Below are 24,931 nucleotides of genomic sequence, written 5' to 3' on the forward strand. Positions count from 1 at the left end.
GTCCGAGGGTCGAGCCGCGTACGCCCCCGTCGCCCGCGGCTGGGAGGCTGACGCCATGAGCATCTACGCCGTGACCTACACCTACTCCGACGACGTCGCGCTGCGTGACGCCGAGCGCCCGGCCCACCGGGAGTACCTCGCCGGTCTGGGCGAGGCCGGCCAGCTCGTGGTCTCCGGCCCGTGGGGCCCGGACGAGGCCGCCGGCGCGCTGCTCCTGCTGCGCGCCGACTCCGCCGAGGCCGCCCGCGCCCTGACCGCCGCCGACCCGTTCGTGAAGGTCGGCGTCGTCGTCGACCAGACCGTGCGCGAGTTCCTGCCCGTGCTCGGCCCGGGCAAGGACGTCTTCGCCTGAGGGCGCTGCCCCGGCTCCGGATTACCCGGTTCACCGGGTAACGCTCGACCTGGGACCCGTTCGAACGGGGCCCAGGTCGAGCGAACCGGCACGAAGTCCGCCGGTGGCGGCCGCGGGGCTCGTGCAGGAGTTGGTCACGAAGTCGCGGTCGAGCGGACCGGCACGCGGTCCGCGGCGCCGGGGTACGCCCGGGGGCCGGCGTCGCCGGGCACGCACCCCCGCGACGTGCCCGGCGTACCGACCCCGACCGCCCGGCCGCCCGGCCCAGCCCCGACCTCAGTCCAGGCTCAGCCCGGCGGCGGGGGCGGTGCGCGCCGCGCGGCGGGCCGGCAGCACGCAGGCCGCGAGCCCGGCCAGGGCGGAGACCAGCACCACGGCCGCGAGCTGGTCCCACGGGAGCACGAGCGCGGCGTCCGGGATGGACGGCTGCACCATGACGCGCAGCCCGACCACGGCGAAGAGCACGCCGACCGCCGTGCCGATGAGGGTCGCGACCACCGACAGGAGGGCGCCCTCGGCGGCCAGGGTGCGGCGCAGCTGGCGCCGGGTCAGGCCGAGCGCCCGCAGCAGGGCGTTCTCCCGCGACCGCTCGAGCACCGAGAGGCCCAGCGTGTTGCCGATCCCGACGAGCGCGATCAGCACCCCGATCCCGAGCAGTCCGACGACCGCGACCACCACGACGTCGAGCTGCAGGTCGATCCAGCCGCGCTGCTCGATCGAGGCCGTCGCGACGGCACCGCTGCCGGCGACCACGGCGTCGACGTCGGCGAGCAGGTCGTCCACGTCGGCGTCGTCGTCGACGCGCAACCAGGTGGCGTACGGCGCGACGTCGCCGCCCACCAGCGCCTCGAGGGTCGCGGGGGAGACCAGCGCCGCGGTGCCCCAGGCGCCGCTGCCGTAGGTCGCGTCGAGCGTGACGCTGCCCCGCGGGGTGCTCACCTCGACCCGGTCGGCCAGCGCCGCCGCCCCGGCCAGCTCGACGGGGATCACGATCTCCCCGTCGCCCGGCTCCGCGGTGGCGCGGTCGCCGCGCACCACGTCGTCGAGCACGGCCGGGTCGTCGACGGCGCCGGGGGCCATCACCGCGAGCGCGTCGGTCGACCACAGCTCGTCGGCCGGCACGCCGTCGAGGTCCGGGTCCGGGACGGACGCGAGGGCGACCTGCCCGCCCGGCACGACGACCGAGGCCTCGACGCCGGGCAGGGCGACGAGCCGGTCGCTCAGCGCCGCGTCCACGGGCGCGTCCTCCGCGGACACCGCGACGTCGACGGGGTACTGCGCGTCCAGCTCCACGTCGGTCGCCGCCCGCGCGCTCGCCATGCCGGTGAGCACGGCGGTGGTCAGGGTGACGCCGATGAGCAGCGAGGCGGTCGTGGCCGCCGTACGCCGGGGGTTGCGCACCGCGTTGTCGCCCGCAATCCGCACCGACGGGCCCGTGCGGCGCAGCACGAGACCGACCGCGCGCAGGACGGCGGGCACGAGCACCGGGCCGAGCAGGACGACGCCGGCGAAGAAGAGCGTGCCCCCCAGCACCATCACCACCATGTCCTCGACCGCCACCGCGGCGGCCAGGCCGGCGGCACCGGCGCCGAGCACGAGCACGCCGAGCGCGATCCGCACCCGCCCGGCCGTGGTGCGCACCGACGGCGCCGCCTCGGGCCGCAGGGCGGCGAGCGGGCTGACCCGCGTGGCCGTGCGGGTCGGCAGCCAGGCCGACACCACGGTCGTCAGCACGCCGCCGGCGAAGGCGGCGCCCCACCAGACGGGCGACGGGTCGACCGCGCCGAGCGGGAAGTCGACGCTCGCCCGCAGCGCCGCGACACCGGCGTACCCGACCGCGGCCCCCAGGCCGATCCCGACCAGGGAGGCCAGCACGCCGACGGCGAGCGCCTCGACGCGCACCGAGCGGCGCACCTGGCGCCGCGTCGCGCCGACGCAGCGCAGCAGCGCGAGGTCGCGCTGACGCTGGGCGAAGAGGATGGAGAAGGTGTTGGCGATGACCATCACCGAGACGACCGCGGCGATGGCGGCGAACAGCAGCACGACCATGGCGATGACGTCGACCTGCTGGTTGGCCTGCTGCAGGCGCTGGTCGGCGACCTCGGCGGGGGCGTACGTCGTGAGCGGACCCACGACCTCGCCCTCGTCGGCCACCTCGCCGTCGTCCCCCAGGGCGGCGATCGCGTCGGCCGCCGCGGCGACGTCACCGTCGTCGACGGCGTAGGTCACCGTCTCCGCCCACCAGCCCTCGAGCCCGCGCAGGGTCTCGAACGGCGTCCACAGGGCGCTCGACTGCATCGTCGTGCCGTCGGCGAGGCCGACGACGGTCAGCGTGACGTCCCCGCCGCCGTCGCCGACGACGACCTCGTCGCCGATCGCGACGTCGTTGGCCCGGGCCCGCGAGGCGTCGACGACGGCCTCGTCCGGCGCGCTGGCCCCGCGGCCCTCCACGAGGGTCTGCCAGACCAGGTCGGGGTCGGTCGACCAGGTGCCGACCGAGGCCTGCGGGGCGAGGCTGGTGCCGTCGGCGCGGGAGACCGACGTCCACGTCTGGGCCAGCGGCACCGCGCTGTCGCCCTGCTCCTCGGCGTGCGCGAGCACGGCCTCGGTGCCGGCGTTCGTCATCCAGCTGGAGAGGCTGCCACCGGTGACGACCAGGTCGCCCTTCTCGTAGGGCTGGCCGACCTCGCCGGTCAGCCCGCCGCGGGCCGACGAGGCGAGCGCGTCGGTGACGACGACGAAGGCGACCGCGATGCCGACCGCCAGCAGGGCGGAGACGTAGCGGCGCGTGTGCGTGCGCAGGGACGCGAGCAGCACGGTCCTCATCGGGTCGCACCTCCCGGGCGCAGCGTGGCGACGAGCTGCTCGGCGGACGGGTCGACGAGGTGCGCGCGGATCGCGCCGTCGGCGATCACGACCACGTCGTCGGCGTACGCCGCGGCGTCGAGCTCGTGGGTGACCATCACGACCGTCTGCCCCAGCTCGCGGACGCTGCGCCGCAGGAAGCCGAGCACCTCGGCCGAGGCGTCCGAGTCGAGGTTGCCGGTCGGTTCGTCGGCGAAGACGATCGCCGGGCTCGCCACGAGCGCCCGCGCGATGGCGACGCGCTGCTGCTGGCCGCCCGACAGCTCGCCGGGCCGGTGCCCGAGCCGGTCGGTGATGCCGAGGATGGCGGAGACCTCGTCGTAGCGGGCGCGCACGTCGGCGTCGACCTTGCGGCCGGCCAGCTCGTGGGGCAGCAGGATGTTCTGCCCGGCCGTCAGCATCGGCAGCAGGTTGAAGGCCTGGAACACGAAGCCGACGTGGTCGCGGCGGAAGCGGGTGAGGGCGTCGTCGGAGAGCGCCTCCAGGTTCGTGCCGGCGATGCTGACGCTGCCGGCGCTCGGCTGGTCGAGCCCGGCCAGGCAGTGCATGAGGGTCGACTTGCCGGAGCCCGAGGCGCCCATCACGGCGGTGAACCGGCCGGCGGGCAGGTCGAGGTCGACGCCGCGCAGGGCGTGGACCTGGGCGTCACCGCGGCCGTACGTCTTCGTCAGGCCGCGGGCGCTCGCCGCGAGGGGCGGCGTCGTCGGGTGCGGGACGGGGGTCGAGAGCGGTGTCTGCGTCATGTCCCCGACGCTAGGGACCGCGGGCCCCGCGGCGCGTCCGGCCGTCGGCTGATCCGGGACCCGCTGGTCGCGCCGGGGGTACGACGCCGGTGGGACCCCCGGCGGAGCCGGGTCATCCCACGGGTGGACCCCCGCCGGCCGCGGACAGGGGCGGGCTCAGGGCGTGACGACCCCGGCCTCGTAGGCGAGCACCACCAGGTGCACGCGGTCGCGCGAGCCGGTCTTGGCCAGCAGACGGCTGACGTGGGTCTTCACCGTGGCCTCGCCGAGCACCAGCTCGGCGGCGATCTCGCCGTTCGACAGGCCGCGGCCGACGAGCACCAGCACCTCCCGCTCGCGGTCGGTGAGCGGGGCGAGGCGGGGGTCCTCCGCCGGCCCGGCCGCGGAGGCCGCGGAGGCCGCGGGGGACCCGGGGGGCCCGGGAGGTACGCCCGCCGACTCGCCCGGCAGCGTCGCCGCGAAGTGGTCCAGCAGGCGGCGGGTCGTCGACGGCGCCACGACGGCGTCGCCGGCGTGCACCCGGCGCACGGCCTCCAGGAGGTCGGGCGGGGCGGCGTCCTTGAGCAGGAACGCCGAGGCTCCCGCCCGCAGCGCCGCGAAGGCGTACTCGTCGAGGTCGAAGGTGGTCAGCACGATCACCCGCGGCACCCGCTGGCCGGCCGCCTCGAGCGCGCCGATGCGGCGGGTGGCCTCGACGCCGTCGAGGCGCGGCATCCGCACGTCCATCAGCACCACGTCGGCGGCGTCGCTCCCGTCGGCCAGGGCGGCGAGCCGCCGCAGGGCCTCCTCGCCGTCGCCGGCCTCGCCGACGACGCGCAGGTCGTCCTGGCTGTCGACGAGCATCCGGAACCCCGCGCGCACCATCTGCTGGTCGTCGACGAGGAACACGCGGATCTGGTCGTCGGCCCCGCTCACGCTCACACGGGGATCCTCGCACCCACGGCGAACCCGCCGCCGGGGCGCGGTCCGACCTCCAGCTCGCCGCCGGAGGCGAGCACCCGCTCGCGCATCCCGACCAGGCCCAGCCCGCCGGTGCCGTCGGTCCGGCCACCCGCACCGCCGGCTCCCCGTCCGTCGTCGCGCACGTCGACGCGCAGCCCGCCCGGGGCCGTCGCGACCTCGACCTCGACGCGCCGCACGAGCCCGGCGTGGCGGCGCACGTTGGTCAGCGCCTCCTGCACGACGCGGTAGACCACGAGCCCGACGCCGTCGCCCACCGCCGGCAGCGGGTCGGGCAGCGTCACCTCCAGGGGCAGGCCGTCGGCGGCGGCCTGCTCGAGCAGCCACGGCAGGTCCGCGAGCCCCGGCTGGGGCCGCACGCCGGTGTCGTCGGTGCGCAGCACGCCGAGCAGGCGGCGCATCTCGGCGAGCGCCTCGCGGCCGGTCGCCGACACCGTCTCGAGGGCCTCGACGGCGACCGCGGGCTCCTTGGCCGCCGCGTACCGCGCCCCGTCGGCCTGCACGATGATCACCGACAGCCCGTGCGCGACGACGTCGTGCATCTCGCGCGCGATCCGGGTGCGCTCGTCGGAGGCCGCGAGCTCCGCGCGCTGCTCGGCCTCGCGGGCGAGGTCGTCGGCGTGGTCGAGGAGGGCGCCGACGTACGCCTGCCGCGTGCGGCCCAGGGTGCCCAGCGACCAGGCGGCCAGCACGATGACGCCGATCGTGGTGGCGTAGCTGATCACCGGCGCCCAGGGGTAGGGCGAGTCGTAGTAGGGGGAGATCCAGTCGACGGCGGCGGTGACGGCGGCGCAGAGCCCGACCAGCAGCGCCACCGCGCCGGCACGGGCCGAGGCGAAGCGGGCCGCGGAGTAGACGGCGACCGGGTAGGCCAGCTGGGAGACCAGGGGGGTGTCGAGCACCAGCACCTGGGCCGCGCTGGCGACGGCGACGGCGGTGTAGACGAGCACCGGGTGCCCGCGGCGCCACCACAGCGGCACCGTCTGGGCCAGGCCCAGCACCAGCCAGGCCGGCTCGTCGGCGCCGAGGGCGCCCAGGACGGTGAAGGCGACCAGCCCCAGCGTCAGCAACCGGTCGAACCACGCCCGGCCCCGCGGACCCAGGCGGCGGGGCTGCCGGGGCAGGCTGGGCGTGCTCATGGTCGGGGAGCGTACGGCGGTCCCGGCGCGCTCCGCGTCCCCCTCCGGGTGGACTAGGGTCGGGCGATCCGCCGACGAGGAGGTACGCCCGTGTCCGACGTCCCGCTGCAGGAGGAGCCCGGCGAGACGCCCGGCCACGGGCCCGAGCCGCGGTGGAGGATCGTCGGCCCCGGCCTCGTGGTCGCCGCGACCGGTGTCGGTGCCGCGGACCTGGTCGCGACCCTGGTCGCTGGCTCGCGCTACGGCTACACGTTGCTGTGGGTCGCGGTGCTCGGCACGATCATGAAGGTCGTGCTCGTCGAGGGCGCGGGCCGCTACTCGCTGGCCACCGGGCGCTCCATCTTCGACGGCTGGCGCAGCCTCGGGCGGTGGACGACCTTCTACTTCGCGCCCTACATCGTCGTGTGGGGCTTCGTGTACGGCGCCACCGCGATGTCGTCGTCGGCCCTGCCCATCGTCACCGTGTTCCCGGACCTGTCGCTGCGCTGGGTCGCGATCGTCAGCGGACTGCTGGGCCTCGCGCTCGTGTGGTTCGGCAGCTACGCGACCTTCGAGAAGGTCATCACCGTCTTCGTCGGGATCATGTTCGTCACCGTGGTCGGCGCGGCCGTGCTGGCCCTGCCGAACCTCGGCGAGATCGCCCTCGGGATGCGCCCGATCATCCCGGACGGCTCGATCGTCTACGTGCTCGGTCTGGCCGGCGGGGTGGGCGGCACGATCACGCTGGCGGCGTACGGCTACTGGTTGCGCGAGAAGGGCTGGGACACGCCCCGCTTCATGCGGGTGATGCGCCTGGACAACAACGCGGCGTACCTGATGACCGGCATCTTCGTCGTCGCGATGCTGATCGTGGGCGCCGAGCTCCTCTACTCCGCCGGCATCGCGATCAGCACGGGCGAGGACGGGCTGCTCGACCTCGCCGACGTGCTGGCCGACCGCTACGGCGAGGTCTTCGGCTACGTGTTCCTGCTCGGCTTCTGGGCGTCGTCGTTCTCCTCGCTGATCGGGGTCTGGAGCGGCGTCAGCCTGATGTTCGCCGACTTCGTCGGCACGCTGAAGGGCCTCGAGCCCGGCCACCCCGACACGCGCACCGGCGGCAGGTACTTCAAGGCGTACATGCTGTGGCTGACGTTCCCGCCGATGCTGCTGCTCCTGCTCGACCGCCCGGTCGGGCTGATCCTGGCCTACGGCGTGCTCGGTGCGCTGTTCATGCCGTTCCTCGCCGTGACCCTGCTCGTGCTGCTCAACCGCTCGGGCGGCGGCAAGGTGGCGCCCGGCGGCGTCGCCGGGGCGATCGTGCCCCGGCAGTGGCGCAACCGCTGGTTCTCCAACCTCGCGATGGGCGTGTGCGCGGCGCTGTTCGTCGCGCTGGCGGTGAACGAGCTGAAGAAGGCCGTGGAGCCGTACCTGTGACGGGGCCCGGGTCGCTCGGGGCGCTCGGCCCCATGGCCTAGGGTGCGGGTCATGACGAAGTGGGAGTACCAGGTCGCACCGATTCCGCTGCACAACGAGGCGCTGATGCTGAACAACTTCGGCCAGGACGGCTGGGAGCTGGTCACCATCCAGACCAACGCGCAGGGCGGGCTGGTCGCCTTCCTGAAGCGCTCCGTCGAGGCCTGAGCCGATGACGCACCCGGAGGAGCGGCTCGCCGAGCTGGGTCTCGCGGTGCCCGAGGTCGCGAAGCCCGTGGCGGTCTACGTGCCCGCCGTGCGCTCCGGCCAGCACGTCTTCACCTCGGGCCAGCTGCCCATGCGCGGCGGCGAGCTGATCGTGACCGGCAAGGTCGGCGACGCCGTCGGCGCGGACGAGGCCTACGAGTGCGCGCGCCAGTGCGCGCTCAACGCGATCGCGGCCGTCAAGGCCGAGGTCGGTGACCTCGCCGCGGTCAAGCGTGTGGTCAAGGTCGTCGTCTTCGTGGCCTCGACGCCCGACTTCACCGGCCAGCCCCAGGTCGCGAACGGCGCCTCCGAGCTGCTCGGCACCGTGTTCGGCGACGCGGGCGTGCACGCCCGCTCCGCGGTCGGCGTGCCGGTGCTGCCGCTGGACTCGCCGGTCGAGGTCGAGATCGTCGTCGAGGTCTGAGCCCGTGCGCATCCCGGTGCCTCCCTCGCCGCTGCCCGACGAGGTCGTCGCGGTCGCGCAGGAGTACGCGTCGGGCGCGCGCACCCCGGTCGAGCCCCGGGACGCCGCGACCGTCGTGCTGATGCGCGACGGCGGGGCCGGACCGGAGGTCTACCTGCTGCTGCGGCAGACCACCATGGCGTTCGCGGCCGGGATGGCCGTGTTCCCCGGCGGCGGGGTGGACGCCCGCGACTTCGACGCGGACCTCGGCGGGGCCCGCTGGGCGGGCCCGTCGGCCGAGGAGTGGGGCACCCGCCTCGGCGTGGAGCCCGACCGCGCCCGTGCCCTCGTCTGCGCCGCCGTGCGCGAGACCTTCGAGGAGTCCGGCGTGCTGCTCGCGGGCGCCACGCCCGACGAGGTCGTCGCCGACACCACGGGCGAGGACTGGGAGGTCGACCGCGAGGCGCTGGTCGCCCGCGACCTCGCCTTCACCGACTTCCTGGGCCGCCGCGGGCTCGTGCTGCGCAGCGACCTCCTGGGCGTCTGGGACGCCTGGGTGACGCCGCGCTTCGAGCCACGTCGCTACCGCACCTGGTTCTTCGCCGCCGCCGTGCCGCAGGGCCAGCGCACGCGCGACGTGTCGACCGAGTCGTCGTCGGTGACCTGGAAGCCGGCCACCGCGGTGCTCGACGAGGTCGAGGCCGGTCGGCTGGCGATGATGCCGCCGACCTACCTCAACTGCCTCGACGTGGCCGGGCACGCCGACCTGTCCGCGGCCCTGACGAGCGCCGCGGGCCGGCGCGCCGAAATGTTCGAGCCGCGGCTCGAGCCGCTCGGCGAGGCCTGGACGCTGACCATGCCGGAGCGGATGCGGGCACCCGTCGCGGCGCGCCGCGCGGCCCGGGACGCCAGCGCCGCCCGGGACGACGCGTGACGACGCCGGACTGGGCCGGCGGCGCGTTCGGCGAGCGGGCCCGCTGCGTGCTCGCCCCCAACCCCGGCTCGATGACGCTCGACGGCACCAACACCTGGGTGCTGCGCGAGCCGGGCGCGCGGCGCTCGATCGTGGTCGACCCGGGGCCGCCGGACACCGCGCACCTCGACGCCGTGCTCGCCGCGGCCGACGGCGACGTCGGCGCCGTCCTGCTCACCCACCACCACCTCGACCACTCCGAGTCGGCCAAGGCGTTCGCCGAGCGCGTCGGCTGCGGGGTGCGCGCGCTCGACCCCGCGTACCGGCTGGGCTCCGAAGGGCTCGCCGACGGCGACGTCGTCGAGCTCGACGGGCTCGAGGTCCACGTGGTGGCCACCCCCGGCCACACCGCCGACTCGCTGTCGTTCGTGCTGCCCGCGGAGCGGGCGGTGCTGACCGGGGACACCGTGCTCGGGCGCGGCACGACCGTGGTGGCGCACCCGGACGGCCAGCTGGGGGCGTACCTCGACTCCCTCGACCGCCTGCACGCCCTCGCCGAGCGCGAGGAGGCCCGGGTCGTCTGGCCGGGCCACGGGCCGGTCATCGACGACGCCCTCGGTGTCCTCGACACCTACATCGCGCACCGGCGCTCGCGGCTCGAGCAGGTCGAGGCCGCCGTCGCGACCCTGCGGGCCCAGGGGCCCGTCGACGCCGAGACCCTGCCGCGCCGCGTGGTGGAGGTCGTCTACGCCGACGTCGACCCCGTGCTCTGGGGCGCCGCCGAGCTCTCCGTGCGCGCCCAGCTCGCGTACCTCGCGCGCTGAGGCGGGACGCCCAGGACCTCTGGGTTACCCGATACACCGGGTGACCCTCGAGGCATCAGGGCCGAGCAGGTACGCCCGTCAGCGGGCGCGGCGGGAGAGCCGCTCGATGTCCATGATCACGACGGAGCGGGGCTCGAGGCGGAGCCAGCCGCGGGACGTGAAGTCGGCCAGCGCCTTGTTGACGGTCTCGCGGGACGCGCCGACGAGCTGCGCGAGCTCCTCCTGCGTGAGGTCGTGGTGCACGTGCACGCCGTCGTCGGCCGTGCGGCCGAAGCGGTCGGCGAGGTCGATGAGGGCCTTGGCCACACGGCCGGGCACGTCGGAGAAGACCAGGTCGGCGACGACGTCGTTCGCCTTGCGCAGCCGGGCGGCGAGCTGGGCGAGCAGGCCGCGGGCCACCGACGGGCGGCCGTCGAGCCACACCTGGAGGTCCTCGTGGGAGAGCGACGCGAAGGTCGACTCGGTGACGGCGGTGACCGTCGCGGAGCGCGGGCCCGGGTCGAACAGCGAGAGCTCGCCGAACATCTGGCCGGGGCCGAGGATCGCCAGCAGGTTCTCGCGGCCGTCCGCGGAGGTGCGGCCGAGCTTCACCTTGCCGTCGAGCACGACGTACAGCTTGTCGCCGGAGTCGCCCTCGTGGAACAGGACCTCGCCGCGGCGCAGCCGGGTCTCGGCCAGGGTCGTGACGAGCGACTCGATCGCGTCGTCGTCGAGCGCGCTGAAGAGCGACGCCTGACGCAGAACGTCGATGTCCACTGCTGCCTCCAGGAGGAACGTCGTGTCGTCGCCGAGGGTGCACGGCGACCGTCAGGCATCCTAGCGTCGCGCGCCGTGCACGTCGCGCGACCCGCCCGCGACGGGCGGGCGGGAACCGTCGGTCCGGCCCCGTACCCTGTGCGGGTGCCCGACGTCGCCCTCGTCCGTCGCGCCCGGAAGGTGGACCGGGTGCTCGCGGAGACGTACCCGGACGCCCGCTGCGAGCTCGACTTCGACGACCCCTTCCAGCTCCTCGTCGTCACCGTGCTGTCCGCGCAGACGACCGACAAGCGGGTCAACGCGGTGCGCCCGACCCTGTTCGCGGCCTACCCCGACCCGGCCGCGATGGCCGCGGCCGACCGCGCCCACCTCGAGCAGATCCTCGGACCCCTCGGTTTCTTCCGGGCCAAGACCGACGCCCTGCTGAAGCTCGGCCAGGCCCTGGTCGAGCGCTACGACGGCCAGGTGCCCGGCCGGCTGGAGGACCTCGTCACGCTCCCGGGCGTCGGCCGCAAGACCGCGAACGTCGTGCTCGGCAACGCCTTCGACGTCCCCGGCATCACCGTCGACACCCACTTCGGGCGCCTCGCGCGCCGCCTGGGATGGACCGAGCAGACCGACCCCGTCAAGGTCGAGCACGAGATCGCCGCCCTGTTCCCGAAGCGGGACTGGACGATGCTCTCGCACCACCTGATCTGGCACGGCCGGCGTCGCTGTCACGCCCGCCGACCCGCGTGCGGGGCCTGCCCCGTGGCGCGCTGGTGCCCGGCGTACGGCGCCGAGGGCCCCACCGACCCCGTCGAGGCGGCCAAGCTGGTGCGCGCCGAGGGGCGGGCGTGAGGGCACGCCGCCGCTCCCGGGCGGCAGGGCGTACGCGCCACCCCGCGGCCACGGCCGGCGTCACCGCCGCGGCCCTCGCGCTCCTGCTCGGCGCGTGCGCGCCGTCGACGGTCAGCGAGGACCCCGGCGACGGGGGAGCGGCCCCCGAGGGCACGCAGCCGCCGGCGGCCGGCGACGTCGCGGTGGACACCCCGCAGCTGCGCGGGCTGCGGGACGACGCCGGGGTCGAGGCGTGCGTGCCCGGGGAGGCCGAGCCCGGCTCGGGCGGGCTGCCCGAGCTCGCGCTGCCCTGCCTGGGCGGCGGCGAGACCGTGGACCTGTCGACGCTGCGCGGGCCGATGGTCGTCAATGTCTGGGCCAGCTGGTGCGGCCCGTGCCGCGAGGAGATGCCGGTCTTCCAGGAGTTCCACGAGACCTACGGCGACCAGGTGGCGGTGCTGGGCGTCGACTTCGACGACGCCCGGCCGGAGGCCGCCCTCGAGCTCATGGCGGAGACCGGCGCGACCTACCCCTCCCTCGCCGACCCGGGCCGGCAGATGGCGCAGCAGCAGAGCCTGGCCCCGGCGCTGCGGGCGCTGCCCGTGACGATCCTGCTGGACGCGGACGGCCAGGTGGCCTCGGCCCAGGCCATCGCCGTCGACGACCTCGACGAGCTCGTCGGGCTGGTCGAGGAGAACCTCGGGGAGCTGTCGTGACCGGCCCCGACGGCCCCGCGGGCACCGGCGCGCAGGTCGACGACGTCCCGGCGTGGCTGCGTCCGGTCACGGACGCGCTGGGCGACCTCCGTGCCGAGCACCTCACCGGCTTCGCGCCGCCCCCCGGGGCCCGGCCGCGCGCCGGCGCGGTGCTGATGGCGTTCGCCGCCGGCGAGCGCGGCCCCGAGCTGCTGCTCACCGAGCGCGCGCACCACATGCGCTCGCACCCCGGTCAGGTGTCCTTCCCCGGCGGCAAGGTCGAGCCCGGCGAGACCCACGAGCAGGCCGCCCTGCGGGAGGCGTGGGAGGAGATCGGTCTCGAGCCGTCCTCCGTGCGCGTGGTGGGTCGCCTGCCGGAGCTGTGGCTGCCGCCGAGCAACTTCGCGGTCGTGCCCGTCGTCGCGTGGTGGACCGAGCACGCGGAGCGTCCCGTCAGCGTGGTCAGCCCCGACGAGGTCCACGCCATCCACCGCGTCGCGGTCGCCGACCTCGTCGACCCGACCTGGCGGCGCACCGTGCGGGGGCCGTCGGGCTGGTCGTCGCCCGGCTTCCTCATCGGCCCGGATCACGACGTGGTGCTGTGGGGCTTCACCGGCGGCATCGTCGCGCGGCTGCTCGACTTCATCGGCTGGGCCGAACCCTGGGACGAGTCGCGCACGACGGAGCTGCCGCCCTACATGCTGGGCGGTGCCGAGCGCGCCGGACCCCTGCGACCCGGCGACAGCCGGGGTGCCGCGCCCGTCGAGCCGCCCATGGCCGACATCGAGGAGGACGACGCATGAACTGGCTGGACTGGCTGCTCGTCGTCCTCGTGGGCACGTACGCCCTGTCCGGCTACTGGCAGGGCTTCATCACGGGCGCGTTCGCGACCGTCGGCCTGCTCGCCGGGGGCACGGCCGGGATCGTCATCGCCCCGCTGCTGCTCGGCGACGCCGAACCGGGGCTGTGGGTCTCGCTCGGGGCGCTGTTCGTCGTCATCCTCTGCGCCTCGCTGGGCCAGGCCAGCTTCCAGTACCTCGGCGCCCTCGCCCGCTCGCGGGTGACGTGGCAGCCCGCGCGGGCGGTCGACGCCGTCGGCGGCGCCGCCCTCAGCGTCGCGGCGGTGCTGCTGGTCTCGTGGGCGCTGGGTGTCGCCGTGGCCGGCACGCGGATCGGTCCGTTGACGGAGGCGGTGCGCGGCTCGACGGTCCTGGCGCGGGTCGACTCCGTGATGCCGGGGCAGGTCGACCGGCTCCTCGGTGCCTTCAACAACGTGGTCGGTGCGTCCTTCTTCCCGCGCTACCTCGAGCCGTTCGCCCCCGAGCGGATCGTCGAGGTGGACGCGGGCGACCCCGCGACGCTCTCGGCGGGTGGCGTGCAGGCGGCGGCCGGCAGCGTGCTGAAGGTGCGGGGCGAGAGCAGCTGCGGCCGGGGCGTGGAGGGCACGGGCTTCCTGTACGCCATGAACGGCGCGGGCGCCGACGCCCCCGACCGGCTGATGACCAACGCCCACGTCGTCGCCGGGGTGAGCGAGCCCCGGGTGCAGCTCGGCGAGGACACGTGGGTGGACGCGACGGTCGTGCTCTACGACCCGCAGATCGACGTCGCGGTCCTCGCCCTCGACGACCGCGGCCTGCCGCCGCTGTCGTTCGGGGAGGCCGAGGACGAGGAGAGCGTCGCGATCCTGGGCTACCCGCAGGACGGCCCCTACGACGTGCAGCCCGGCCGGGTTCGAGCCGAGCAGCAGCTGCGCTCGCCGGACATCTACGGCCAGGGCAGCGTCGTGCGCGACGTGCTGTCGCTGCGGGGGCTGGTGCGTCCGGGCAACTCGGGCGGCCCGGTGGTCGACGCCGACGGCCAGGTCGTCGGCGTGGTCTTCGCCGCGTCGGTGACCGACGCGGACACGGGCTACGCCCTGACGCCCGGCCAGGTGGCGCAGGCGGCGGCCGACGGCGTGGCCAGCAACGCCGAGGTCGGCACCGGGGACTGCGTCGGCTGACGCGGGGAGGGCGGCCGGTCCGGCCGCCCCGTCCCGAGCGTCAGGCCTTGCCCTTCAGCGCCGCCGGGATCTCCTTGGCCTGCCGGATGCTGCGCTCGGGCGCCCGCACGCGCTTCACCTTCCGCACGCCGAGCAGCACGAAGAGCCCGGCGATCAGCAGGTAGGCGCCCGTGACGATGAGGAACGCCCAGTGCAGGTCGAGGCCCGAGCCGTTCCAGTGGATGAGGTAGACGAACGCCCACGAGAGCAGGACGAGGGCGAGCACCGCGACGAACGCGGCAGTCAGGAAGAAGACGATCCCGGCGCCGCCGTAGCGCACCGACACCTTGAGCTCGGACTTGGCGAGCTCGATCTCCTTCTTGAGCAGCGCCGAGACGTCCCTGCTGGCGTCCGCCACGAGCTGGCCGATGGTGGGCTCGGTGTCCGTGTCCTTGACCGGCTGGGTCGTCATCTCATCCCTCTGCGATACGTCGTCGGTGCGCGGGTGCTGCGCCGCGTCCGACCCTACAACCAGGGCGGACGCGACGGTCCCCGATGCCGGTGGCGGCGTCGGGGACCGTCGTCGGTGCGGTGCGCCGGTTGCCCCGGCGCGCCGTCTCAGTCGCTCTTGTCGCCCGAGAGTCCCTTGGAGATCAGGTCCATCACCGAGGAGTCGGCCAGCGTGGTCACGTCGCCGACCTCGCGGTTCTCCGCGACGTCGCGCAGCAGTCGGCGCATGATCTTGCCGGAGCGCGTCTTGGGCAGCTCGGGCACGACCATGACCTGGCGCGGCTTGGCGATCGGGCCGATCTCGCGGGCCACGTGCGTCCGCAGCTCCTCGACGATGTCCGCGCCGCCGTCCCCGGCCTCCTCGCGGAGGATGACGAAGGCGCACACGGCCTGGCCGGTGGTCTCGTCGGCCGCGCCCACGACGGCGGCCTCGGCGACCTTGGGGTGCGAGACGAGCGCCGACTCGATCTCCGTGGTGGAGAGGCGGTGGCCGGAGACGTTCATGACGTCGTCCACGCGGCCCAGCAGCCAGATCGCGCCGTCGTCGTCGAGCTTCGCGCCGTCCCCGGCGAAGTAGTAGCCCTGCTCGGCGAAGCGCGACCAGTAGGTGTCCTTGTAGCGCTCGTCGTCGCCCCAGATGGTGCGCAGCATCCCCGGCCACGGCTCGGTGACGACCAGCAGGCCGCCCTGGCCGTTGCCGACGGGCCGGCCGTCGTTGTCGACGACCGCGACCTCGATGCCCGGCACGGGGGCCATGGCGGAGCCCGGCTTGGACTCGGTCACGCCCGGCATGGGGGAGATCATGTGGCCGCCGGTCTCGGTCTGCCACCAGGTGTCGACGATCGGGGCGGTGCCGCCGCCGATGTTCTCGCGGTACCAGACGTACGCCTCGGGGTTGATCGACTCCCCGACCGACCCGAGCAGCCGGAGGCTGGACAGGTCGAACTCCGCGGGGATCTCGTCGCCCCACTTCATGAAGGTGCGGATCGCCGTCGGCGCCGTGTAGAGGATCGAGACCTTGTTCTCCTGCACGACCTCCCACCAGCGGCCCTTGTGTGGGGAGTCGGGTGTGCCCTCGTAGAGCACCTGCGTCGCGCCGTTCGCCGTCGGGCCGTAGACGATGTAGGTGTGCCCGGTGACCCAGCCGATGTCGGCGGTGCACCAGTAGACGTCGTCGGGCTTGTGGTCGAAGGTCGCCCAGAACGTGTACGCGGCCTGGGTGAGGTAGCCGCCGGAGGTGTGCAGGATGCCCTTCGGCTTGCCCGTCGTGCCCGAGGTGTACATGACGTAGAGCGGGTGCTCGGCGTCGAACAGCTCGGGGGTGTGCTCGGTCGAGGCCGCCTCGACGACGTCGTGCCACCACACGTCGCGGCCCTCGGCCCAGGAGCCCTCGGGCAGGTCCTGACCGGTGCGGCGCACGACCAGGACGTTCCCGACCGGGCTGGCGTCGCCCAGCTTCGCCAGCGCCTCGTCGACCGCCGGCTTGAGCGCGGAGGCCGACCCGCGGCGGTAGCCGCCGTCCGTGGTGACGACCGCCTTGGCGCCGAAGCCGTCGATGCGGCTCGCCAGGGCGTCGGAGGAGAAGCCGCCGAAGACGACCGTGTGGGGCGCGCCGAGGCGGGCGCAGGCGAGCATCGCGACGACGGCCTCGGGGATCATCGGCATGTAGATGGCCACCGGGTCGCCGGCGCGCACGCCGAGGTCGGTCAGCGCGTTCGCGGCCTGCGACACGAGGTCCTTCAGCTCCGCGTAGGTGATGTCGCGGGTGTCGCCCGGCTCGCCGACGAAGTGGAAGGCGACCTTGTCGCCGAGGCCGTTCTCCACGTGCCGGTCGACGCAGTTGTACGCCACGTTGAGCTTGCCGCCGACGAACCACTTCGCGAAGGGCGGGTTCGTCCAGTCGAGCACCTCGGTGAACGGCTCGCCCCAGGTGAGCCGCTCGGCCTGCTCCGCCCAGAAGCCGAGCCGGTCGTTCGCGGCGGCCTCGTACGTCTCCTGCGTGACGTTGGCGTTCGCCGCCAGCTCGGCGGGCGGCGCGAAGCGGCGGTCCTCCTTGAGCAGGTTGGACAGGTTCTCGCTCACGGCTGTGTCTCCTCCATGGTCGTTCGGCCGGCGGGGCCGGGCAGGTCGGCGGACGTCTGTCGTCGTGGTTCGTGCGGTCGTGCCGTCAGCCTAGGACGGGTGCCGGCCCGGACGAGACCTGAGTCACAGGCCCCGTCCGGGTCAGCGTCGTGCGTCGGGCGTTGCGCCCGCGTTGCGGTCGGCGCCGCGGTCAGTGCTGCGCCGCGCCCTCGGCGCCGGCGCCGGTCAGCGCCCGGACCTCGAGCTCGGTGTAGAGCTCCTCGGCGGCCGTCTCCCGCAGGCTCAGGGTGCCGACGATGCCGAGCAGGAAGCCGACCGGGATCGAGACCAGGCCCGGGTTGTTGAGCGGGAAGATCGCGAAGTCGGCGTTCGGGAACAGCGAGGTCGCCTCACCCGAGGTGACGGGGGAGAGCAGCACCAGGCCGACCGAGCTGATCAGGCCGCCGTAGATGCTCCAGGTCGCGCCGCGGGTGTTGAAGCGCTTCCAGAACATGTTGAACAGGATGGACGGCAGGTTCGCCGACGCGGCCACGGCGAAGGCCAGGGCCACGAGGAAGGCGATGTTGAGCCGCTGCGCGGGGATCGCCAGGGCGATCGAGACCGCGCCGATCGCGATGGCCGAGAGCTTCGCGACCCGCACCTCCTGCTTCTCGGTGACCTCCTGGTCCTTCTTGAACACGCCCTTGTAGAGGTCGTGCGCCATCGACGAGGACGACGCCAGCGTCAGGCCCGCGACCACCGCGAGGATGGTCGCGAACGCGACCGCCGCGATGAGCGCCAGCAGGATCGCGCCGCCGAGCGAGCCGTCCCCGCCGCCGACCTCCTGCGCGAGCAGCGGCGAGGCCAGGTTGCCGGTGGCGCCCGCCTCGTCGGTGTCGATGAGGGCCGCCGCGCCGAAGCCCAGCACGAGGGTCATCAGGTAGAAGGCGCCGATCAGGCCGATGGCCCACAGCACCGACTTCCGGGCGTCCTGCGCCGTGGGGACGGTGTAGAAGCGGATCAGGATGTGCGGCAGGCCGGCCGTGCCGAGCACCAGCGCGATGCCGAGCGAGAGGAAGTCGAGGCGGTCGACGAAGGTGGTGCCGTACTGCAGGCCGGGCTGCAGGAACGCGTCGCCCTGGCCGGAGCGGTCCGCGGCGGTGCCGAGCAGCTCGGAGAGGTTGAAGTTGAACTCGAGCAGCACCAGGAACACGATCAGCGCCGAGCCGGCCATCAGCAGCACGGCCTTGATGATCTGGACGTACGTCGTGCCCTTCATGCCACCGACGGTGACGTAGAAGATCATCAGTGCGCCCACGCCGACGATGACGATGTTCTTCACGGCCTCGCTGTCGACACCGAGCAGCAGCGCGACCAGCGTGCCGGCGCCGACCATCTGCGCGAGCAGGTAGAAGATCGAGACGACCACCGTCGACGTCGCGGCAGCGGTGCGTACCGGCCGTTGCCGCATGCGGAACGCCAGCTGGTCGGCCATCGTGTAGCGGCCCGCGTTGCGCAGCATCTCGGCGACCAGCAGCAGGGCGACGAGCCAGGCGACGAGGAAGCCGATCGAGTACAGGAAACCGTCGTAGCCGTAGAGCGCGATGGCGCCCGAGATGCCGAGGAAGGAGGCGGCGGACATGTAGTCGCCGCCGATCGCGAGGCCGTTCTGGAAGCCCGAGAACGAGCGTCCGCCGGAATAGAAGTCGGCGGCCGTCTTGGTCTGCCGGCTCGCCCACAGCGTCACGCCGATGGTGACGGCGACGACGAACAGGAACAGGGACGTGGTGAGGAACTGCTGGTTCACTGGCCGGCCCTCTCGTGGAAGCGCTTCTCGAGGTCCCGCGCCAGCGGGTCGAGGTGGGTGCGGGAGTGGCGGGCGTAGAGGAACGCGATCCCGAAGGTGGTCACGAACTGCAGCAGCCCGAAGACGAGGAGGAGGTTGACGTTGCCGACGACCTTCGTGTTCATGAAGTCGCCGCCCCAGTTCGAGAGGACGACGTAGCTGAGGTACCAGACCAGGAACGCCGCGGTCCACGGCAGCACGAACGTGCGGTAGCGCCGCCGCAGCTCGGCGAACTGCGGTGTGTCGTGGAGCTCGGCGTAGATCGGCTCCGACTGCGAGCGGTAGTTCCGCTCGGACGCATCAGACATGGGTCCTCCTCGATATGTGAGCGTCGTCACGCTAGGAGTGGCCGGCGTCACGCGGAACCGCGCGGCCGTCGCCGCGCGACGGACGGCGAGCGCGAGGCGGTGAGCGGCCGGTCCGACGCGACGAACGGTCGTGTGCCGGGCCTGCCGCCGCGGCGTCGCCGGGGGTGCCAAGATGGGTGACCATGCGGGTGCACCACGTCGTCGCCGGTCACGTCCGCCCCCGGGTGGGCGTCGCGGCGGTCTGCCACGTGCTCGTCGTCGAGCACCCGGAGGGCCTCGTCCTGGTCGACGCCGGGTTCGGCACCGCGGACCTCGTCGACCCCACCCGCCTCGGCCCGGTCGGTCGCCTGCTGCGGCCCGACCCCGACCCGAGCACGTCTGCGCTTGCCGCGGTGCTCGCGCTCGGCCGCTCCGCGGAGGACGTGCGGCACGTCGTGCTCACCCACCTCGACTTCGACCACGCGGGCGGCCTGTCGGACTTCCCGCACGCGGTGGTGCACACGACCGCCGAGGAGTGGGCGGCCGCGACCGTCGCCACCCACGCGCCCGAGCGCCTGCGCTACCGCCCGATCCAGTGGGCGACCTCCGACGACGTGCGTCGCTACGACGGCGAGGGCGACGAGTGGCGCCACGGCCTGCGGGGCCACGAGGTCCTGCCGGGCATCACGCTCCTGCCGCTGCGCGGCCACACCCGCGGTCACGCCGTCGTCGCCGTCGAGGGCGAGGACGGCGTCGTCGTGCACGCGGGGGACGCCGCCTTCGACGCCAGCTCCTACGGAGCACGTGACCCGCGCACCGGCGAGCCGCTCGGCAAGGCGCCCGCCCTGCGGGCCATGGAGCTCGCCGCCTGCCGCCAGCCGTGGCGCCTGCGCCCCAACCACCAGGTCCTGCGCCGGCTCGCGGCCGACCCGGAGATCACCGTGGTCACGGCGCACGACGACCGGGTCCTGCCCGCCGCGACCTGACGGGCGTACGCCCGCGCCCACCGGCCGCGGTCGTCAGCCGCGGTCGTCAGCCGCGGTCCAGCTCGACGTCCTCCGGGGTGTGCAGGCGCACCATGAAGCGGTCGACGCCCGGTGGCACGCGGCGCGCGGTCGCCAGGCTGACGCCGACCATCACCGCGAACGCCAGCGGCACGCTCCAGGCGGCCGGCTGGGTGAGCAGGGCCGCGCCCCAGCCGACCGAGGCGGGGTCGACGACGAGGGCGGCGACGACGCCGACGCCCGAGCCGGCGCCGCCGGCCACGAGACCGGCGAGCGCCCCGACGTCGGTGAGCCCGCGCCACCAGATCCCGAGCAGCAGCAGGGGGCAGAACGTCGAGGCCGCGACCGCGAAGGCCAGGCCGACGGAGCGGGCCACGGGCAGTCCGGGCGCGGCGAGCGCCGCCGCGCACGGCACCGTCGCCGCGAGCACGGCGCCGACCCGGAACGCGGTGACGGGGTCGGGGCGCCGGGTCGAACCTCGCGGCACGCCTCGCGTCACCGCCTGGCTGAGCACCCCGGCCACGGCGATCGTGAGACCCGACGAGGTGGACAGGAACGCCGCGAACGCGCCGGCGGTGATGACGGCGGTCAGCACGTCGGCGAGGGTGCCGTCGGTCATGAGGCCGGGCAGGCGCAGCACCATGGTGTCGGCCCCGTCGGGGCCCGCGTCGGTGTCGTAGACGCGGCCGAGGGCTCCGTAGACGGGCGGCAGCAGGTAGAAGAGCCCGAGCAGGCCGAGCACCCCGAGGGTCGTGCGTCGCGCCGCCCGCCCGTCGGGGTTGGTGTAGAAGCGCACCACCACGTGCGGCAGCCCCATCGCGCCCAGGAAGGTCGCGACGATGACGGAGTAGGTCAGGTAGAGGCCCACCGGTCCGTCGGCGAGCCCCGCCAGGCCGCCGCCGAACGGCGTCGACCAGGTCGCGTCGCCCGCCCCCTCGTCGAGGTCGGCCGGCAGGGGCCGACCGTCGCCCGCCCACACGACGACCAGCACGGCGAGCGGGGCGAGCAGGGCGGTGAGCTTCAGCCAGTACTGGAACGCCTGCACCACCGTGATCGAGCGCATCCCGCCCGAGGCCACGCCCACGAGCACCACCAGCGCCACCACCGGACCGCCCAGCCAGGTCGGTGCCCCGGTGACGGCGGCGAGGGTGATCCCGGCCCCCTGGAACTGCGGCACCAGGTAGAGCCAGCCGATCGCCACCACCAGCAGGGCGCAGGCGGCGCGCACCGTCGGCGAGACCAGGCGGGCCTCCGCGAAGTCCGGCAGCGTGTACGCCCCCGAGCGGCGCAGCGGGGCCGCCACCAGCGCCAGGAGCACGAGGTAGCCGGCCGTCCAGCCGACGGGGTACCAGAGCATCTCCGCGCCGAACGCCAGCACCAGCCCGGCCACGCCCAGGAAGGACGCGGCCGAGACGTACTCCCCGCCGATCGCGGAGGCGTTCGTGCGCGCCCGCACCCGCCGCGACGCGACGAAGAAGTCGCTGGTCGTCCGCGAGATCCGCAGGCCCCAGGTGCTGATCGCGAGGGTGAGCAGGACGACGGCCGCGACCGCCGCGCCGCCCCAGGTGGGGTCGATGCCGCCGTTCACCGCCGGTCCCCGCCGCCCGGTTCGCCGGCCTCGCGCGCGACCAGCTCGGCGAAGTCGCGCTCGACGGCCTCCGCGCGGCGCACGACCACCCAGCCGATCACGAAGAGGAACGGGTAGACGGCGCCGGCCAGCACGGCCCACGCGAGCGGCACGCCGAGCACGCGTACGCCCGCGAGGTCGGGGGCCAGGTAGAACACGGCGGGCAGCGACCCCACGGTCAGGGCCAGCACCGCGACCGCGACGAGGCCGTTGCGCAGCTGCTCGCGCAGCAGGGAGCGGACGTACGCCTCGCCCAGCGGCGTGCCGGCGTCGATCTCCTCGGTGCGGCTCGGGCGCCGCACCGCGGCGCGCGCGGTCGGCACGACCCGCACCCGCGCGCTCGGCGGCAGCGGGCCGGTCGGGCCGGTCGCGCCGGCGGCCGCGTCGGGCGGGTCAGCCGGCGCCGGCATAGCCCGCCAGCACCTCGCGCAGGGCCCGCGTGTGGCGGCGGCTGACGCCGAGCTCGGCGCCCGCCACGACGACCGTGCAGCGGCCGGCCTCCGTGCGGACCTCCTCGACGTGGGCCAGCGCGACCAGCAGCGAGCGGTGGATCCGGACGAACCCCGCGTCGGCCCACTCGTCGGCGAGGCTGGCCAGCGGGGTGCGCAGCAGGTACGACGCCGGCTCCCCGTCGAGGCGGGCGTGCAGGCGCGCGTAGTCGCCCTGCGCCTCCACGTGGGTGATCGCCGAGCGCGCGATGAAGCGGGTCACGCCACCGCGCTCGACCTTCACCTGCTCGCCGCCGCCGGCGGCCGACGGGGGCGCGCTGCGGGCGAGCACCCGGCGCACCGCCTCGGAGAGACGCTCCTCGCGCAGCGGCTTGAGGAGGTAGTCCACGGCGCTGAGGTCGAAGGCCTCGACGGCGTGGTGCTCGTGGGCGGTGACGAAGACGACGGCGGGCGGCTCGCGGAAGTTCGTCAGCACGCCCGCCAGCTCGAGACCGGTCAGCCCGGGCATCGCGATGTCGAGGAAGACGACGTCGATCCCGCCGCCGGGGCCGCCCTCGTGCAGCAGCCGCAGCGCCTCGGTCGCGGAGGCGGAGGTGCGCACCTCGCCGATGCGCCGGTCCCGCTCCAGCAGCCACGCGAGCTCGTCGCGGGCCGGGCGCTCGTCGTCGACCACGAGGGCGACGAGAGGGGTGGCGGCACTCACGCGCCGACCGTAGCGTGCCGGCGCTCTCACACGTGCACGCCGGGCGCGAACTTCGGGATCCGCACCGTCACCCGCGTGCCGGCCCGCGGCGCGGTCTCGACCTCGAGGCCCGCCTCATCGCCGTAGGTCGCCCGCAGGCGCGCGTCGACGTTGCCCAGCCCGACCGACGGGTGGGGACCCTCGCCGCCCTCCCTGGTCCCGCCGGCCGCCCCGGACGCGGGCGCGGGTGTCTCGCCCGCCAGGATCCGGGCGATCCGCTCGGGGTCCTCGCCCGCGCCGTCGTCCTCGATCTCGATCTCGCACACCCGGTCGAGGTCGCGGGCGACGATCGAGATCGTCGTGACCGGGCGGGGGGAGCCGGCCAGCCCGTGGCGCACCGCGTTCTCCACCAGGGGCTGCAGGCACAGGAACGGCACGGTGACCCCGAGCACCTCCGGCGCGATCCGCAGCCGCACGGCGAGCCGGTCGCCGAAGCGGGCCTCCTCGAGCAGCAGGTAGCGCTCGATGGCGCGCAGCTCCTCGGCCAGGGTCGTGAACTCGCCGTGGCGGCGGAAGGAGTAGCGCGTGAAGTCGGCGAACTCGAGCAGCAGCTCGCGGGCGCGGTCGGGGTCGGTGCGCACGAACGAGGCGATCGCACCGAGCGAGTTGTAGATGAAGTGGGGGCTGATCTGGGCCCGCAGGGCCCGCACCTCCGCCTCGACGAGGCGGTTGCGGGAGGCGTCGAGCTCGGCGAGCTCCAGCTGGCCCGAGACCCAGGTGGCCACCTCGTCCGCGGCCCGCGCGAGCCGGCCGGTGGTCCGCGGGGCCAGCACGACCAGGGTGCCGACGACCTCGTCCTCGACGGCCAGCGGGCTCGCGATGCCGGTGCGCAGCAGGCACCCCGGGACGTCGCAGCGCAGCTCGTGCAGCATCGTCACGCCCGTGCCGACCGCGCGAAGCCCGAGCGCGGCGACGTCCTCGGCGTGGTGGTCGCCGACGCCGTCCCAGGCCAGGACCCCCGTGGCGTCGGTCAGCGCGACGGCGGGGGTGCCCAGCAGCGCACGCAGGTGGCGTACCGCCCGTCCCGCGCTGTCGGCCCGCAGTCCCTCCCGCAGCGCGGGAGCCGCCAGCGAGGCGTTGTGCAGGGTGCGGAACGTCGCGCGGTCGGCCTCGGTGCCGAGCGGGGTACGCCGCCGGCTCCAGCGCAGCACGACGGCCTCAGCGGAAGCGGATCAGCAGGTCGGGGTCGTCCGGGCCCTCGTCCTCGGGGGGCGGTGCCGCCGGACGACCGGGGCGGCCGGGGCGGTCGGGGCGGCCGGGCCGGACCGCCGGCATGGCCTGGGTGGGCTCGTCGGCGCTGTCGCGCAGCGGCGCGCGCACGGGCGGCAGCTCGCCGGTGTCGACGACGTAGGTGATGATCCCCTCCGCCGTGTCGCCGATGTCGAAGGCGGGGCGCGGCGGCGGGGCCGGGGCCTCGTGCGCGCCCTCGGGCTCCTCGTCGCCCGTGGCGGCGGCGTCCGGCTCCGCCGGGTCGACGGGGTCGCTGACCGGCCCGCTGGTCGGCACCACGGCGGCGCGGGCGGCGGCGTCCGCGGCCTCCGCCGCCTCGACGGCGGCGCGGCTGCGCTCCGTGACCGTGGCCCACGCCTCGGCGAGGACGGGCGCCCGGTGGCAGTGGCTGATCCAGGGCAGCTGCATGCCGTCCGGACCGCGGCCGTAGTCGTCGTAGAGCTCGACGGCGGCCGTCACGGCCCGCTCCTGCTCGCTGCTGCCGCGCTCGATGACGGCGGGCAGGGAGCGGACCACCTCGGCGAGGGCGTCGCGGGTGACGACCTCCCAGTGCTTGAAGGTCTCGGAGCCGACGTGGCCGAAGTACGGGCACTCGGCCAGCGGAGCCGTCGGGTCCCCGGCGGCGGGCAGCCGCAGGGCGGCGCCCAGCTTGCGTACCCACGGGATCCGGGCGTCGTGCTCCTGCGTGAGGATCGCGACCTGGCCGCCGGGACGCAGCACGCGGGCGGCGACCTCGAGCTCGGGCGCGTGGTCGATCGCGACGATGGCGTCGACCGAGCGGTCCGGCAGGCTCATCGAGCCGTCGACGCTCGAGCGGACGTCGTAGCCCAGCGCGGCGAGGGCCTCGGCCAGCGGGGCCGTCGTGCGCGGGTCTCCTGCGAGCACCACGGTGCGGCCCGACGTCCCGGCCAGCCAGGCGGCGGCGTCCGGGGGGAAGGGCGAGGTGCGGGTGCGGGTGGACAGCGGGTCCATGGTGCGCGCGACGCTACCGGCGCTGACCTGGTCGGGGGCGCGCGCCACGCCGCAGCGTCGCGCGTACGCCTGTTCGTTACGGATCCTTCATCGCGAA

At 74.9% G+C, this 24,931-nt stretch carries 25 protein-coding genes; 11 read left to right on the plus strand and 14 right to left on the minus strand.

Going from position 1 to position 24,931, the window contains the following annotated elements:
* The first annotated feature begins 55 nt into the window (after positions 1–55).
* On the plus strand, positions 56–352 hold the full coding sequence (locus tag RDV89_RS16690) for a YciI family protein (RefSeq protein ID WP_315734756.1): 297 nt from the start codon (positions 56–58) through the stop codon (positions 350–352).
* Positions 353–628: 276 nt separating this feature from the next.
* Here RDV89_RS16690 and RDV89_RS16695 read toward each other — a convergent pair whose 3' ends face one another.
* The 4 genes from RDV89_RS16695 to RDV89_RS16710 all read right to left on the minus strand — a co-directional run bounded on the left by RDV89_RS16695 (position 629) and on the right by RDV89_RS16710 (position 6,059).
* A complete protein-coding gene (locus RDV89_RS16695; protein ID WP_315734758.1) occupies positions 629–3,178 on the minus strand; it encodes an FtsX-like permease family protein in 2,550 nt (849 codons plus the stop codon).
* The gene (locus RDV89_RS16700) at positions 3,175–3,960 is read right to left on the minus strand and encodes an ABC transporter ATP-binding protein (protein WP_315734760.1); all 786 of its coding nucleotides are present in this window, start codon (positions 3,958–3,960) and stop codon (positions 3,175–3,177) included. The genes RDV89_RS16695 and RDV89_RS16700 overlap by 4 nt, the downstream gene beginning before the upstream one ends.
* Positions 3,961–4,116: 156 nt before the next feature.
* A complete protein-coding gene (locus RDV89_RS16705) occupies positions 4,117–4,875 on the minus strand; it encodes a response regulator (RefSeq protein WP_315735120.1) in 759 nt (252 codons plus the stop codon).
* A gap of 2 nt (positions 4,876–4,877) precedes the next feature.
* Positions 4,878–6,059, minus strand: a complete 1,182-nt coding sequence (locus RDV89_RS16710) for a sensor histidine kinase (protein WP_315734762.1) — start codon at positions 6,057–6,059, stop codon at positions 4,878–4,880.
* Positions 6,060–6,149: 90 nt separating this feature from the next.
* On the opposite strand from RDV89_RS16710, the gene RDV89_RS16715 reads away from it, so the two are divergent.
* Genes RDV89_RS16715 through RDV89_RS16735 form a run of 5 tightly spaced genes read left to right on the plus strand, consistent with a single transcriptional unit; the run spans position 6,150 to position 9,858 of the window.
* Positions 6,150–7,472 carry an Nramp family divalent metal transporter gene (locus tag RDV89_RS16715; protein WP_315734763.1) on the plus strand — a complete coding sequence of 441 codons (1,323 nt, stop codon included), beginning with the start codon at positions 6,150–6,152 and terminating at the stop codon, positions 7,470–7,472.
* A gap of 51 nt (positions 7,473–7,523) precedes the next feature.
* Positions 7,524–7,679, plus strand: a complete 156-nt coding sequence (gene sp36, locus RDV89_RS16720) for a Sp36 family protein (RefSeq protein WP_315734765.1) — start codon at positions 7,524–7,526, stop codon at positions 7,677–7,679.
* A 4-nt stretch (positions 7,680–7,683) separates the two neighbouring features.
* Positions 7,684–8,142, plus strand: a complete 459-nt coding sequence (locus RDV89_RS16725; protein WP_315734767.1) for a RidA family protein — start codon at positions 7,684–7,686, stop codon at positions 8,140–8,142.
* A 4-nt stretch (positions 8,143–8,146) separates the two neighbouring features.
* Positions 8,147–9,055: an NUDIX hydrolase gene (locus RDV89_RS16730; RefSeq protein ID WP_315734769.1), complete on the plus strand. Its 909-nt coding sequence runs from the start codon at positions 8,147–8,149 to the stop codon at positions 9,053–9,055.
* A complete protein-coding gene (locus tag RDV89_RS16735) occupies positions 9,052–9,858 on the plus strand; it encodes an MBL fold metallo-hydrolase (protein ID WP_438823295.1) in 807 nt (268 codons plus the stop codon). The genes RDV89_RS16730 and RDV89_RS16735 overlap by 4 nt, the downstream gene beginning before the upstream one ends.
* Positions 9,859–9,936: 78 nt before the next feature.
* Here the strand turns inward: RDV89_RS16735 and RDV89_RS16740 are convergent, their stop codons facing one another.
* On the minus strand, positions 9,937–10,614 hold the full coding sequence (locus RDV89_RS16740; RefSeq protein ID WP_315734771.1) for a Crp/Fnr family transcriptional regulator: 678 nt from the start codon (positions 10,612–10,614) through the stop codon (positions 9,937–9,939).
* Positions 10,615–10,758: 144 nt separating this feature from the next.
* On the opposite strand from RDV89_RS16740, the gene nth reads away from it, so the two are divergent.
* From nth to RDV89_RS16760, 4 genes are read left to right on the plus strand one after another with little or no spacing between them, the layout of a single operon-like run.
* Positions 10,759–11,454: an endonuclease III gene (nth, locus tag RDV89_RS16745; RefSeq protein WP_315734773.1), complete on the plus strand. Its 696-nt coding sequence runs from the start codon at positions 10,759–10,761 to the stop codon at positions 11,452–11,454.
* Positions 11,451–12,149: a TlpA family protein disulfide reductase gene (locus RDV89_RS16750; RefSeq protein WP_315734775.1), complete on the plus strand. Its 699-nt coding sequence runs from the start codon at positions 11,451–11,453 to the stop codon at positions 12,147–12,149. The genes nth and RDV89_RS16750 overlap by 4 nt, the downstream gene beginning before the upstream one ends.
* Positions 12,146–12,931: an NUDIX hydrolase gene (locus RDV89_RS16755; RefSeq protein WP_315734777.1), complete on the plus strand. Its 786-nt coding sequence runs from the start codon at positions 12,146–12,148 to the stop codon at positions 12,929–12,931. Before RDV89_RS16750 ends, RDV89_RS16755 begins: the two co-directional genes overlap by 4 nt.
* Positions 12,928–14,127: a MarP family serine protease gene (locus RDV89_RS16760; protein ID WP_315734779.1), complete on the plus strand. Its 1,200-nt coding sequence runs from the start codon at positions 12,928–12,930 to the stop codon at positions 14,125–14,127. Before RDV89_RS16755 ends, RDV89_RS16760 begins: the two co-directional genes overlap by 4 nt.
* Positions 14,128–14,167: 40 nt before the next feature.
* On the opposite strand, the gene RDV89_RS16765 is transcribed toward RDV89_RS16760, so the two are convergent.
* The 4 genes from RDV89_RS16765 to RDV89_RS16780 all read right to left on the minus strand — a co-directional run bounded on the left by RDV89_RS16765 (position 14,168) and on the right by RDV89_RS16780 (position 18,831).
* Positions 14,168–14,578: a phage holin family protein gene (locus tag RDV89_RS16765; protein WP_315734781.1), complete on the minus strand. Its 411-nt coding sequence runs from the start codon at positions 14,576–14,578 to the stop codon at positions 14,168–14,170.
* A 146-nt stretch (positions 14,579–14,724) separates the two neighbouring features.
* The gene (acs, locus tag RDV89_RS16770) at positions 14,725–16,698 is read right to left on the minus strand and encodes an acetate--CoA ligase (protein WP_315734783.1); all 1,974 of its coding nucleotides are present in this window, start codon (positions 16,696–16,698) and stop codon (positions 14,725–14,727) included.
* Positions 16,699–16,888: 190 nt separating this feature from the next.
* Positions 16,889–18,484 carry a monocarboxylic acid transporter gene (locus RDV89_RS16775; protein ID WP_315734785.1) on the minus strand — a complete coding sequence of 532 codons (1,596 nt, stop codon included), beginning with the start codon at positions 18,482–18,484 and terminating at the stop codon, positions 16,889–16,891.
* Positions 18,481–18,831, minus strand: coding sequence for a DUF485 domain-containing protein (locus RDV89_RS16780; protein WP_315734787.1), 351 nt, complete (start codon positions 18,829–18,831; stop codon positions 18,481–18,483). The genes RDV89_RS16775 and RDV89_RS16780 overlap by 4 nt, the downstream gene beginning before the upstream one ends.
* A gap of 182 nt (positions 18,832–19,013) precedes the next feature.
* On the opposite strand from RDV89_RS16780, the gene RDV89_RS16785 reads away from it, so the two are divergent.
* Complete coding sequence (locus RDV89_RS16785) at positions 19,014–19,796, plus strand: MBL fold metallo-hydrolase (RefSeq protein ID WP_315734789.1); 783 nt, start codon at positions 19,014–19,016, stop codon at positions 19,794–19,796.
* A gap of 46 nt (positions 19,797–19,842) precedes the next feature.
* On the opposite strand, the gene RDV89_RS16790 is transcribed toward RDV89_RS16785, so the two are convergent.
* The 5 genes from RDV89_RS16790 to RDV89_RS16810 are packed head-to-tail and all read right to left on the minus strand — an operon-like array spanning position 19,843 to position 24,882.
* Complete coding sequence (locus RDV89_RS16790; RefSeq protein ID WP_315734791.1) at positions 19,843–21,402, minus strand: sodium/solute symporter; 1,560 nt, start codon at positions 21,400–21,402, stop codon at positions 19,843–19,845.
* Positions 21,399–21,851, minus strand: coding sequence for a DUF485 domain-containing protein (locus RDV89_RS16795; protein WP_315734793.1), 453 nt, complete (start codon positions 21,849–21,851; stop codon positions 21,399–21,401). The genes RDV89_RS16790 and RDV89_RS16795 overlap by 4 nt, the downstream gene beginning before the upstream one ends.
* Positions 21,835–22,593, minus strand: a complete 759-nt coding sequence (locus RDV89_RS16800) for a LytR/AlgR family response regulator transcription factor (RefSeq protein WP_315734795.1) — start codon at positions 22,591–22,593, stop codon at positions 21,835–21,837. Before RDV89_RS16800 ends, RDV89_RS16795 begins: the two co-directional genes overlap by 17 nt.
* A 26-nt stretch (positions 22,594–22,619) precedes the next feature.
* Positions 22,620–23,783: a sensor histidine kinase gene (locus RDV89_RS16805; protein ID WP_315734797.1), complete on the minus strand. Its 1,164-nt coding sequence runs from the start codon at positions 23,781–23,783 to the stop codon at positions 22,620–22,622.
* 7 nt (positions 23,784–23,790) lie between these two features.
* Complete coding sequence (locus RDV89_RS16810; RefSeq protein WP_315734799.1) at positions 23,791–24,882, minus strand: hypothetical protein; 1,092 nt, start codon at positions 24,880–24,882, stop codon at positions 23,791–23,793.
* Between the last annotated feature and the right edge of the window lie 49 nt (positions 24,883–24,931).

Origin of the sequence: Nocardioides imazamoxiresistens, assembly GCF_032378595.1 — a bacterium.
Taxonomy (GTDB): domain Bacteria; phylum Actinomycetota; class Actinomycetes; order Propionibacteriales; family Nocardioidaceae; genus Nocardioides; species Nocardioides imazamoxiresistens.